At 55.5% G+C, this 11,996-nt stretch carries 7 protein-coding genes, 1 rRNA gene and 2 pseudogenes; 7 read left to right on the top strand and 3 right to left on the bottom strand.

Annotated elements, in window-relative coordinates; genetic code table 11:
• Nucleotides 1-89: 89 nt before the first annotated feature.
• The 3 genes from rrf (at nucleotide 90) to birA (ending at nucleotide 2,327) form a co-directional block, all read left to right on the top strand.
• Nucleotides 90-205 (top strand): 5S ribosomal RNA (gene rrf / locus ACOTX7_RS06720).
• 134 nt (nucleotides 206-339) lie between these two features.
• Entirely contained in the window at nucleotides 340-1,368 is a 1,029-nt protein-coding gene (gene murB / locus ACOTX7_RS06725) for a UDP-N-acetylmuramate dehydrogenase (RefSeq protein ID WP_221256628.1), read from the top strand.
• Nucleotides 1,365-2,327 (top strand): bifunctional biotin--[acetyl-CoA-carboxylase] ligase/biotin operon repressor BirA, encoded by a 963-nt coding sequence (gene birA / locus ACOTX7_RS06730; protein WP_221256627.1) that lies wholly within the window; start codon nucleotides 1,365-1,367, stop codon nucleotides 2,325-2,327. Before murB ends, birA begins: the two co-directional genes overlap by 4 nt.
• 36 nt (nucleotides 2,328-2,363) lie before the next feature.
• On the opposite strand, the gene bcsG is transcribed toward birA, so the two are convergent.
• From bcsG to bcsE, 3 genes and pseudogenes are all read right to left on the bottom strand, one after another.
• The gene (bcsG, locus tag ACOTX7_RS06735; RefSeq protein ID WP_221256625.1) at nucleotides 2,364-4,043 is read right to left on the bottom strand and encodes a cellulose biosynthesis protein BcsG; all 1,680 of its coding nucleotides are present in this window, start codon (nucleotides 4,041-4,043) and stop codon (nucleotides 2,364-2,366) included.
• A complete protein-coding gene (bcsF, locus tag ACOTX7_RS06740) occupies nucleotides 4,036-4,230 on the bottom strand; it encodes a cellulose biosynthesis protein BcsF (protein ID WP_006808586.1) in 195 nt (64 codons plus the stop codon). Before bcsF ends, bcsG begins: the two co-directional genes overlap by 8 nt.
• A pseudogene (bcsE, locus tag ACOTX7_RS06745) lies at nucleotides 4,227-5,789 on the bottom strand (cellulose biosynthesis c-di-GMP-binding protein BcsE). The gene bcsF and the pseudogene bcsE overlap by 4 nt, the downstream one beginning before the upstream one ends.
• A gap of 174 nt (nucleotides 5,790-5,963) precedes the next feature.
• On the opposite strand from bcsE, the gene bcsR reads away from it, so the two are divergent.
• The 4 genes and pseudogenes from bcsR to bcsB all read left to right on the top strand — a co-directional run bounded on the left by bcsR (nucleotide 5,964) and on the right by bcsB (nucleotide 11,996).
• Complete coding sequence (gene bcsR, locus ACOTX7_RS06750; RefSeq protein ID WP_003861175.1) at nucleotides 5,964-6,152, top strand: cellulose biosynthesis protein BcsR; 189 nt, start codon at nucleotides 5,964-5,966, stop codon at nucleotides 6,150-6,152.
• Nucleotides 6,153-6,163: 11 nt separating this feature from the next.
• Nucleotides 6,164-6,916, top strand: coding sequence for a cellulose biosynthesis protein BcsQ (gene bcsQ / locus ACOTX7_RS06755; protein WP_221256624.1), 753 nt, complete (start codon nucleotides 6,164-6,166; stop codon nucleotides 6,914-6,916).
• Nucleotides 6,913-9,528, top strand: a complete 2,616-nt coding sequence (gene bcsA / locus ACOTX7_RS06760; RefSeq protein ID WP_006808583.1) for a UDP-forming cellulose synthase catalytic subunit — start codon at nucleotides 6,913-6,915, stop codon at nucleotides 9,526-9,528. The genes bcsQ and bcsA overlap by 4 nt, the downstream gene beginning before the upstream one ends.
• 10 nt (nucleotides 9,529-9,538) lie before the next feature.
• Nucleotides 9,539-11,996: pseudogene (gene bcsB, locus ACOTX7_RS06765) on the top strand (cellulose biosynthesis cyclic di-GMP-binding regulatory protein BcsB).

Raw genomic sequence — 11,996 nt, forward strand, 5'->3', positions numbered from 1 at the left:
ACTAATGAACCGTGAGGCTTAACCTTACAACGCCGAAGATGTTTTGGCGAAGAGACAGATTTTCAGCCTGATACAGATAACAGAATTTGCCTGGCGGCTGTAGCGCGGTGGTCCCACCTGACCCCATGCCGAACTCAGAAGTGAAACGCCGTAGCGCCGATGGTAGTGTGGGGTCTCCCCATGTGAGAGTAGGGAACTGCCAGGCATCAAACAAGTGAAGAGGCCATCCGCAAGGATGGCCTTTTTGCGTTTTTGTATCCTATTCCTTTCCATAAACAAATCACCTATCCCCCTATATATACGGTAAACTATCCCGGTTTTTGCATCAGGATAGCGTCTATGAATCACTCCCTTAAGCCCTGGAATACCTTTGGTATTCAACGGAATGCTAATCAAATTGTACGTGCCGACAGTGCTCAGCAATTGCTGAATGCATGGCAAAACGCAACAGAAAACGGTGAACCCGTACTTATTCTGGGCGAAGGAAGTAATGTCCTGTTTCTCGATGATTTTGCGGGGACGGTCATCGTCAATCGCATCATGGGAATTGAGCGTAAAGAGAGCGCTGACAGCTGGCATTTACACGTGGGTGCTGGCGAAAACTGGCATCATCTGGTGCAATATACCCTTGAAAAAGGGATGCCCGGCCTGGAAAACCTGGCCCTGATCCCGGGCTGTGCAGGATCATCTCCTATTCAAAACATCGGTGCCTATGGCATTGAACTGAAACATGTTTGCGAATACGTCGATTGCATTGAACTGTCGACCGGAACGGCGAAGCGCCTGACCGCAGAGCAGTGCCGCTTTGGCTATCGCGACAGCATTTTCAAGCATGACTATCAGGATCGCTTCGTCATTGTGGCGGTCGGTCTGCGTCTGGCGAAAGCCTGGAAACCCGTTCTGACTTACGGCGATCTGACCCGTCTCGATCCGGCCACTGTCACACCGCGTGAGGTTTTTGATTCCGTTTGCCATATGCGAATGACCAAGCTCCCGGACCCGAAAGTCAACGGAAATGCGGGCAGTTTCTTTAAAAACCCGGTGATCAGTAGCGAAAATGCGAAAGCGCTTCTCACCGGCTGGCCAACGGCCCCGCATTATCCTCAGGCGGATGGCAGCGTGAAGCTGGCCGCAGGCTGGCTTATCGATCAGTGTGAATTAAAAGGTACGACTATTGGCGGCGCTGCCGTTCATCGTCAGCAGGCACTGGTACTGATCAATCAGTCCAACGCGACAAGTGAGGATGTCGTCAACCTGGCGCACCATGTTCGCCAGTGCGTGGGCGAAAAATTTAACGTCTGGCTGGAGCCTGAAGTTCGCTTTATTGGCCGAACGGGCGAAGTGAATGCCGTGGAGGCCATTGCGTGAAGGACAATACTATTCCGTTAACGCTCATCGGTATCCTTGCCGATGGCGAGTTTCATTCTGGCGAGCAACTGGGCGAACAGCTGGGCATGAGCCGCGCGGCTATTAATAAGCATATTCAGACGCTCCGCGACTGGGGCGTGGATGTGTTTACGGTGCCGGGAAAAGGCTACAGCCTGCCGGAACCGATCCAGTTACTGAATGAAGAGACCATCCGCAGCCAGATTGGGCACGGTAACGTCGCGGTATTGCCGGTCATTGATTCGACGAACCAGTATCTGCTGGATCGCCTGAGCGAGCTGAAATCCGGTGATGCCTGCGTTGCCGAGTACCAACAGGCAGGACGTGGCCGCCGGGGACGTAAGTGGTTTTCACCCTTTGGCGCCAACCTCTACCTTTCCATGTTCTGGCGGCTTGAACAGGGGCCAGCTGCGGCCATTGGGCTGAGCCTGGTCATCGGCATTGTGATGGCCGAGGTGCTGCACGATCTGGGTGCCGATCAGGTGCGGGTAAAATGGCCTAACGATCTGTATCTTAACGATCGAAAGCTGGCGGGGATCCTGGTCGAACTGACGGGCAAAACAGGCGATGCCGCACAGATCGTCATTGGGGCGGGGCTGAACATGGTGATGCGAAACGTGCAGAACGATGTTGTGAACCAGGCGTGGACCAACCTACAGGAAGCGGGGATCACCATCGATCGCAATACGCTTGCCGTCCGCATGATCAATGAGTTGCGTAGTTCGCTGACGCTCTTTGAGCAAGAGGGATTAGCGCCATTCCTCTCCCGCTGGGAAAAACTGGATAACTTTATTAACCGGCCGGTGAAGCTGCTGATTGGGGATAAAGAGATTTACGGCACATCACGCGGCATTGATGCGCAGGGCGCGTTGCTACTTGAACAGGATGGCGTGATTAAGCCCTGGGTTGGCGGCGAAATTTCGTTACGAAGTGCGGAGTAACCCTCTCCCCCGCAGGGGAGAGGGTGTAGCAGGTCATCACTGCGGATAAGGCACCCAATCCCCGGCATTCAGTCGGACATAAGGCTTATTCTGATACTGGATCACCACCGCGTTGGCGTTTTCCGACACCTCTGCCGTCTGTGGCAGCCCGCTGGTGAGTTGATCCCAGTTCACGTTATCCTCCACGAACAGCTTACCGTCTACTGCACGAGCGACCAGTTCCGAGATAGCCAGATAGCTGCTTGGCTGGGTGATCTCAACTGGCGCGCCCTGATGCGGCGCCTTCATGCCAAAGAATTTAATCCCGGCCGGAACGTTAGTGATAGACGGGCTTGGGATATCGCGCAGGCCAGACACCTGCATCCTGTCGCCTTTCAGCGCTCCCCCATGTTCCGGTACTACCACCACCATCACTTTACGGCCGGATTTTTCCAGCTCGTTGAAGAACGCATTCAGCTCGTCAAAGAACTTCTGCGCACGGGCCTTATAGTCGGCCGTTTTGCTCACTCCCGGATAATGGTTCCCGTCGTGGAGCGGAAGCGTGTTATAGAACGTCGCACTACGTGTCCCTTCCTCTTTGCCGACGGTATCTAACCAGCGCTGAAGCACGGCGGTATCGTCATACACCGGAGAGCCATCGAAGCCCAGCAACGTTACCGGTAGCCCTTTCTGGTCCATCAGCGGGGCCTGCATGCCACCTTGTTCACGCACTTCTTTCAGGAAGTTACCGAACTGCCCGTTATGGCCCATCATCAGGTGTTGGGTAAAGCCCAGTTTTGCCAGGTTATCAAACAGATAACACTGGTTAGCCGCTGGCTGGTAGAGGTTCTTATGCGAAGGTTGTCCGCAGCTTGCGCGCAGCAGGCGGATAGCCGCCGGTCCGCTGTACGACGTGGCGGAGTTGAAGTCTTTAAACTGAATATCGAAATGCGACCACAGCGGGTGCGACATCAGACCAGCCGCGTCAACGTCAGCCCAGGACAGAGAACAGATGTTAATGACCAGCAGCTCAAACGGCTGAGCATCGGCAGGCAGCGTGTCCGGGAACTTCGTCTGGCGCTTATCTTCCGCAGCGTAAAAACTGGAGAGCCACGCGTTCAGGTTAGTGGATGTCGGCGGCGCAGTCTGCGCGGGAATATCGCCTACCACAGGCGTATCCCCCGCTGTCGCAACGGTCGCGGCGGCGGAACCGCCCGTGGTGGTCACGGTTGTCGTCGGCTGACCGGCTGGCCACAGCGAGAAGCTCGGGCCCGTCAGCGTCAGGACATTTAGCCAGATCATAATCGCGACGACAAACACCGTCACCCGGATCCACTGAGACAGGAACAGCCAGGCGACCAGCAGGACAAATACCGCGCCAATCATCTGCCAGTTAATAAAGCGCTCAACCAGATCGAGCATATAGTCCGCACTGAAACCTGCGACCTGAGAGCCCTGGCTCATGATGCTTTCAGGGCCAGGCAGCCAGGTATCATGCCAGAACAGGGCGAAACCGATGGGAATAGCAACCCAGTGACGGATACGGTGCAACCTGCGGTTCGGGACAGGCATCAGCAGGAATGCCATAAACACCAGGTTAAGCAGAGGGTGAAAATTAAGATAGCCTGCCCACAGCAGACCAAACTTCACCAGAAAGTAGAAATTCCAGCCGGACAGGCCGCGCCAGTATTGCCAGAGTGGCGATGGCGCCGAAGAGGTATAGGTAGAATTAGTCATGTTTTCGGTTTGCCTTGACGTTCGGAGCGCGAGTCAGTGTTCCGGCGGGTTTAATATAGCGAGGTTTAACGAACAGTAATCTGACCGTATCGCGAATACGGCGCAGGGAATGGCGTGCATAGTAGCCAAGCGGCAAAAAAATCAGCGCACACAGAACAACCAGTTGGATGATATCGCTGATATTCATAATGGCGCGCTCTCCTTGTTCTCATCCAGTAAGCGTAGCGGCTCAGGTACCCGACGCCAGATGTGCCCGTCGTGTTTTGCGTTCAGAACCGGTTTGGCACCGCTTGTGACAGGCAGCGGTTTTGCCCACTGTTCAGGGGCCAGAGTTCGCATCTGGACAAGCTCAGCGCTGATCAAATTATCTTCAAACCAGACCATGCGGTTCGAGAAAATATCTCCGGTAGGAAGCGGGAAGATATGGTTAAGCGCAGTATCCAGATCGTTCACCCGGCAGAAGGAGAGGAACAGCACCAGGCGGTTATCGCCAATGGTCATGATGTCCCCGATACGGTTAGGGCGGCACAGAGTGAGCGCCTGCTCAACGCGAATACCCGGCACGGGGCGCAGGGCAACCATCACCCCTTTTCCGTCTGCCGGTAACAGCGTATTACTCATCATGTTGCCCACCGCATCGCAGAAGGTGTCCCACTTCTGGTAACCGCGCAGTTTCATCGGCTGCGTCATTGAAAGCAGGGTGCTGATATCTTCCGGAACATGTCGATTAAACTGCTGGCCCTGGATGCTTTCGATCAGCGTCAAACAGCGCGACAGCGGAGCATTCCAGGGAATGACCATATTCGCGCCGCAGCCCAGTAATAAGCGCTCATCGGTGGCGCGCAGGCTGGTATTATTTTCACGCACCACAATTTTTAACGCGCTGCCGCGCTGTCGACGTAATGTGTGAATGTGCCTTGCCAGCGTTTCGATTTGGTTATTCTGAATCAACGAGAAGATAATGGTCGCCGCCTGCGTGGTGCGCGCTTCATCAAATAAGGCTTCGTTGGTATCGAACAGTGACCAGTGCTCAGACAGCGCAGGCGCACCTTCCAGTACCGCAATATGGCTCAGAATGCGTTTTTCATCACTGCGTGGCTGAACGACCGTCTCTTCCTGTTGAGCAAGATGCCACTCGTCCCCGACATGTTTGAGGGTAAGTTGTTGTCGGGAGCTGACCCCTTTTTCATTGCACCAGAAAGCCACGTCGTAAAGATGACTGTCAGTCTGGATGCGAATACTGGCCAGGCCATAGAGGGAACGGTATTCACTCATTAAAAGTGAAAAAAGCTTGTCATTATTACTGCCAGGGTTAACAACCAATAAAGTGCAATTTTGATTTTTTGCCCATCTGTTGATTCTTCCCAGCTATTTCAGCAGTTTTTCCGACGGGATATTTTGCAGGCCGTTATTAGAGCATTTTAGAATCAGTAAATAGTGTTCAGGAACAATAGAACACTGAATATCGCGGGGTAAAAAGTCCAGACCGTCTGCCTCCGCTGGCATGGAAAATAATCGTACTGTCTGGGGGCCACGGTCACTGTCGAGCCTGATGATTGACTTCGGCGCTTCGCCCATCGTAATCACGGCCACGCGGGAATCCTTACCCTGCGCCGCTATCGTCTGGTTTACCAGACTGATGGCATCTTCATTACGATCCGTATTAACCCACCAGACTCCTCCGACTGGCATGTGGCGCAATTCGTCCCATAATGACTGGATGCCAATAGAAAATATGGAGTCCACGGTGTCCCTCTTTTCGTCGAATTTCTATGTCTCTCAGTTTACTAGCGAAAGCGTAGAAATAAACCTAACATTGAAATTAAAGAACATCAGATTTAGCATGTAAATGAAATTTAGTGGGCAGGACGCCTCGCTGTATCTGAATCTTATGATTTTACTCAAAGGGATGAAAAAAGAATGCAAAATAACGAACCCGCAACCCCGGTCGACTCAAGTCTGGGCTACACATTCCAGAACGATTTTTTGGCACTCACGCAGGCTTTTTCTTTGCCTGAAATAGATTACACCGATATTTCCCAGCGGGAACAGTTGGCGGCGGCTATTAAACGTTGGCCGTTATTAGCTGAGTTTGCCCAACAACAATAAGGAAGCCATTGATGGCTGTACTAGGATTACAGGGCGTCCGTGGTGGGGTAGGTACAACTTCCGTTACCGCGGCGCTGGCGTGGTCATTGCAGGTATTAGGTGAATCGGTACTGGTCATTGATGCCTGTTCCGATAATTTGCTACGCATGTCTTTCAATGTCGACTTTACGCATGCAAACGGCTGGGGACGCGCGCTTCTGGACGATAAAGACTGGCGGGATGCGGGTTTGCGCTATACCTCCCAGCTCGATTTGCTTCCCTTTGGTCAATTGACCGAAACCGAGCGTGGGAATGAAGCCGCGTATCAGCGCCTGTTCTCTCGCTTCACCACCGCATTGCAGAGCCTGAAAGAGAGCGGGCACTATCAGTGGATCCTGCTGGACCTGCCGCACGGCGCCGCGTCGCTGACCCGCCAGCTGCTGGCCCAGTGCGACCATGTACTCTCCATCGCGAACGTAGATGCGAACTGTCATATCCGTCTGCATCAGCAGGCCATGCCTGCCAATGCCCATATTCTGATCAACGATCTGCGCATTGGCAGCCAGATCCAGGACGATCTCTACCAGGTCTGGCTCCAGAGCCAGCGCCGCCTGTTGCCGATGGTGATCCATCGTGACGAAGCGATGGCGGAGTGCCTCGCGTCGAAACAACCCCTCGGGGAGTACCGTAGCGATTCACTGGCGGCGGAAGAGATCCTGACGCTGGCAAACTGGTGTCTGCTGCACTTTGCTAAAAGGCCGGAGTCTGCCGGGAGTTCAGTATGAGCCGCCTGACCCACTGGCTGCTCATTCCGCCGGTCAGTTCGCGCTTAAGTGAACGTTACCGCCATTACCGTCATCACGGCGCTTCGTCGCTGAGCGCTGCGCTGGGCTGTTTCTGGATGATTCTGGCGTGGATGTTCATCCCCCTCGAACATCCCCGCTGGCAAATTATTCGTGCGCGCCACGGTGAACTCTATCCGCATATCAACCCGGACAAGCCGCGTCCGCTGGATCCCGCGCGCTACGCTATTCAGTCCATCTGGCTACTGGCGACCTCAACGGGTGGAGAGAGAAAAACATCCCGCTGGCGCAGCTTCGATCGTGTGCAGAACTTACGTGAACACTATCACCAGTGGCTCGACCGGCTACCCGACCGGGTTGGCGACAGAACGGGTCATTTAGATAACCACAAAGAGCTCGGGCACCTTCACCCGGGCTTGCGGCGTTTTATTCTCGGCGTGGTTGTGGTGTTCTCGCTTATTCTGGCGCTGGTCTGTATTACTCAGCCTTTCAACCCGCTGGCGCAGTTCACCTTCCTGATCCTGCTGTGGGGCGTGGCGCTGCTGGTGCGGCGCATACCGGGGCGTTTTTCGGCCCTGATGCTGATTGTGCTGTCGCTGACCGTTTCCTGCCGCTACATCTGGTGGCGATATACCTCAACGCTGAACTGGGACGATCCGGTCAGCCTGGTGTGCGGGTTAGTCCTGCTGTTTGCCGAGACCTACGCCTGGATCGTGCTGGTGCTGGGTTATTTCCAGGTTATCTGGCCGCTGAATCGACAGCCGGTGCCGCTGCCAAAAGACACGACCCAGTGGCCAACGGTGGACCTCTTCGTGCCGACCTACAACGAAGACCTGTCGGTGGTGAAAAACACCATTTACGCCGCGCTGGGTATCGACTGGCCGAAGGATAAAATCAAAATCTGGATCCTCGATGACGGTGGCCGCGCCGAGTTCCGCCAGTTCGCGGACGAAGTGGGGGTCGAGTATATCGCCCGTACCACGCATGAACACGCGAAGGCCGGTAACATCAACAATGCGCTGAAATATGCCAAAGGGGAGTTCGTTTCTATATTCGACTGCGACCACGTGCCAACGCGCTCGTTCCTGCAAATGACCATGGGCTGGTTCCTGAAGGAGAAAGAGCTGGCGATGATGCAGACGCCGCACCACTTCTTCTCGCCGGACCCGTTTGAACGTAACCTCGGTCGTTTCCGTAAAACCCCGAACGAGGGCACGCTGTTCTATGGTCTGGTGCAGGACGGAAATGACATGTGGGACGCAACGTTCTTCTGCGGCTCCTGTGCGGTGATCCGCCGTAAACCGCTGGATGAAATAGGCGGGATCGCCGTCGAGACGGTCACGGAAGATGCGCACACCTCGCTGCGTCTGCACCGTCTTGGCTATACCTCTGCCTACATGCGTATTCCTCAGGCGGCGGGGCTGGCCACGGAATCCCTGTCGGCGCACATCGGGCAGCGTATTCGCTGGGCGCGCGGCATGGTGCAAATTTTCAGGCTAGATAACCCGCTGATGGGTAAAGGGCTGAAGCTGGCGCAGCGCCTGTGCTACGTCAACGCCATGTTCCACTTCTTATCGGGTATTCCACGGCTAATCTTCCTCACTGCGCCGCTGGCGTTCCTGCTCCTTCACGCTTACATCATCTATGCTCCCGCGCTGATGATTGCCCTGTTCGTTCTGCCGCACATGATCCACGCCAGCCTGACGAACTCGAAGATTCAGGGGAAATATCGCCACTCCTTCTGGAGTGAAATCTACGAAACGGTGCTGGCCTGGTACATCGCGCCGCCAACCATGGTGGCGCTGATTAATCCGCATAAAGGGAAGTTCAACGTCACCGCGAAGGGCGGGCTGGTGGAAGAGGAGTATGTCGACTGGGTGATCTCCCGGCCCTATATCTTCCTGGTGCTGCTCAATATTGTGGGGGTGATTGTCGGGGTCTGGCGCTACTTCTACGGCCCGGAAAACGAAATCCTGACGGTCTTCGTGAGTATGGCGTGGGTGTTTTATAACCTGATTATCCTCGGTGGCGCGGTGGCGGTATCGGTGGAGAGCAAACAGGTTCGCCGCGCGCATCGCGTCGAAATCAGCATGCCAGCGGCCATTGCCCGCGACGATGGCCATCTCTTCTCCTGTACCGTACATGACTTCTCGGATGGTGGGCTGGGTATCAAGATCAACGGTCAGGCGAAGGTGCTGGAAGGGCAGAAGGTCAACTTACTGCTTAAACGCGGCCAGCAGGAGTATGTCTTCCCGACGCAGGTTGTACGTGTGAGAGGAAATGAAGTCGGTCTGCAACTGATGCCGCTGACCAAAAAGCAACACATCGATTTTGTGCAGTGTACGTTTGCCCGCGCGGATACGTGGGCTCTCTGGCAGGACAGCTTCCCTGAGGATAAGCCTCTGGAAAGCCTGCTGGATATTCTTAAGCTGGGGTTCCGTGGCTATCGTCACCTTGCAGAATTTGCCCCGTCGTCGGTGAAATTAATTTTCCGGTCACTTACTTCACTGGTTTCCTGGGTCGTGTCGTTCATTCCGCGTCGACCTGAGCGAGATGAAGCGAAGCAGGCGGACCCGGTTATGGCTCAACAATGATGATAACGCGATGAAAACAAAACTTTCCTGGTTATGTGCAGTGGCAATGGGGATGAGTGCGCTCCCTGCAACAGTGGCTAACGCGGCGCCTGATAACGCAGCGACCACGCCCGCGCCAACGGTGCCTGTCGTCGCGCAAGCGACCGATCCGGTTGTGACGGCGGCACCGGGGCAGACGGAAAACGTCGTCCCGAATCAGCCGACGACGGGCAATACACTGCCCGCCGATAACCCAGTGGTCGGGCAATACACTGCCCGCCGATAACCCAGTGGTCGGGCAGGTTATGCCCGGCGTGCCGGGGGCCAGTGCGCCGGTGGTTGCCGAAAATACGCCGTCGCGTGACGTTAAGCTGACGTTCGCCCAGATTGCTCCTCCTCCGGGCAGCATGGTCCTGCGCGGCATCAACCCAAATGGCGGTATCGAATTCGGCATGCGCAGCGATGAAGTCGTGTCGAAAGCGATGCTCAACCTGGAATACACGCCATCGCCGTCACTGCTGCCGGTGCAGTCCCAGCTTAAGGTCTATCTGAATGACGAGCTGATGGACGTCCTGCCCGTCACCAAAGAGCAACTGGGTAAGAAAACTCTGGCTCAGGTGCCGATTAACCCGCTGTTTATCACCGACTTTAACCGCGTGCGCCTGGAATTTGTCGGCCACTACCGCGATGTCTGTGAAAACCCGGCCAGCAGCACCCTGTGGCTGGATGTCGGTCGTAACTCTTCGCTACAGATGACCTATCAGCCGCTGGCGTTGAAAAACGATCTCTCCGCCTTCCCGGTGCCGTTCTTCGACCCGCGTGATAACCGTCCGCTGAACCTGCCGATGGTGTTTGCTGGCTCGCCGGATGTGACCGAACAGCTGGCGGCCTCCATCGTGGCATCCTGGTTTGGTTCCCGCTCCGGCTGGCGTGGTCAGAGTTTCCCGGTCATGTACGACAAAATGCCGGACAAAAACGCGATCGTGTTTGCCACTAATATCAAACGTCCGGCATTCCTGCGTGACCATCCGGAGGTAAAAGCACCCACCATCGAGATGATCAGCCATCCGGACAATCCATACGTGAAGCTGCTGGTGATCTTCGGACGTGATGACAAAGATCTGGTGCAGGCGGCGAAAGGCATTGCGCAGGGGAATATCCTGTTCCGCGGTAACAGCGTTGTGGTGGATGAGGTGAAACCGCTGCTGGCGCGTAAGCCTTATGATGCGCCGAACTGGGTGCGTACCGACCGTGCGATCACCTTCGGCGAGCTGAAAACCTATGAAGAGCAATTGCAGTCAACCGGGCTTGAACCGTCTCCGGTCAGCCTGTCACTGAACCTGCCGCCGGATCTCTATCTGCTGCGCACCAACGGCATTGATATCAACCTGAACTACCGCTACACCGCGCCAGCAACCAAAGACAGCTCGCGCATGGATATCAGCCTCAACAACCAGTTCCTGCAATCGTTCAGCCTGACCAGCAGCCAGGAGACAAACCGGTTAATGCTTCGTCTGCCTGTATTGCAGGGGCTGCTGGACGGCAAAACCGATGTGTCGATCCCGGCGCTGAAGCTCGGTGCGGTAAACCAGCTGCGGTTTAACTTCCAGTATATGAACCCCATGCCGGGAGGATCGGTGGAAAACTGCATTACCTTCCAGCCGGTGCAAAACCACGTGGTGATTGGTGACGACTCCACGATCGACTTCTCGAAGTATTACCACTTTATTGCGATGCCGGATCTGCGTGCCTTTGCTAACGCCAGCTTCCCGTTCAGCCGCATGGCAGACCTCTCTGAATCGATTGTCGTGATGCCAAAAGCGGCCAACGAAGGCCAGGTTACTACGCTGCTGGACACCATGGGCACCGTCGGGGCGCAAACCGGCTTGCCGGCTATCAACGTGACGGTGACGGATGACGGTAGCCAAATCCAGAACAAAGATGCCGATATCATGGTCATCGGCAACATTCCGGACAAGCTGAAAGACGAGAAGCGCGTCGATCTGCTGGTGCAGGCGGCTCAGTCATGGGTCAATACGCCGCTGCGTCAAACCGAGTTCCCGAGCATCATGCCGGACAGTGGCGATCGTCAGGCCAATATCAGGACGACCGTCAGCTCAACGGGCCCGATGGCCGCGATTGTCGGCTTCCAGTCGCCGTATAACGACCAGCGCAGCGTTATCGCCCTGCTGGCGGACAGCCCGCGCGGCTATGAGCTACTCAACACGGCCATGAACGACAGCGGTAAACGCGCGGCCATGTTCGGTTCCGTCTCGGTTATTCGTGAGTCAGGGGTGAACAGCCTGCGCGTGGGGGATGTCTACTACGTCGGTCATCTGCCGTGGTTCGAACGCCTGTGGTACGCCCTGTCTAACCACCCGGTGCTGCTGGCCGTGCTGGCTGCGCTCAGCGTCGTATTGCTGGCCTGGGTACTGTGGCGTCTGCTGCGAATCATCAGCCGTCGTCGTCTTAACCCGGACCATGAGTAA

This window comes from Enterobacter cloacae complex sp. IR5418 (genome assembly GCF_049238105.1).
Taxonomy (GTDB): domain Bacteria; phylum Pseudomonadota; class Gammaproteobacteria; order Enterobacterales; family Enterobacteriaceae; genus Enterobacter; species Enterobacter hormaechei.

Bases quoted from the DNA above. Each gene is read 5' to 3' on its own strand.
- murB (WP_221256628.1), top strand. From the start codon at position 340: ATGAATCACTCCCTTAAGCCCTGGAATACCTTTGGTATTCAACGGAAT.
- bcsG (WP_221256625.1), bottom strand. From the start codon at position 4,043: ATGACTAATTCTACCTATACCTCTTCGGCGCCATCGCCACTCTGGCAA.
- bcsF (WP_006808586.1), bottom strand. From the start codon at position 4,230: ATGAATATCAGCGATATCATCCAACTGGTTGTTCTGTGTGCGCTGATT.
- bcsR (WP_003861175.1), top strand. From the start codon at position 5,964: ATGCAAAATAACGAACCCGCAACCCCGGTCGACTCAAGTCTGGGCTAC.
- bcsQ (WP_221256624.1), top strand. From the start codon at position 6,164: ATGGCTGTACTAGGATTACAGGGCGTCCGTGGTGGGGTAGGTACAACT.
- bcsA (WP_006808583.1), top strand. From the start codon at position 6,913: ATGAGCCGCCTGACCCACTGGCTGCTCATTCCGCCGGTCAGTTCGCGC.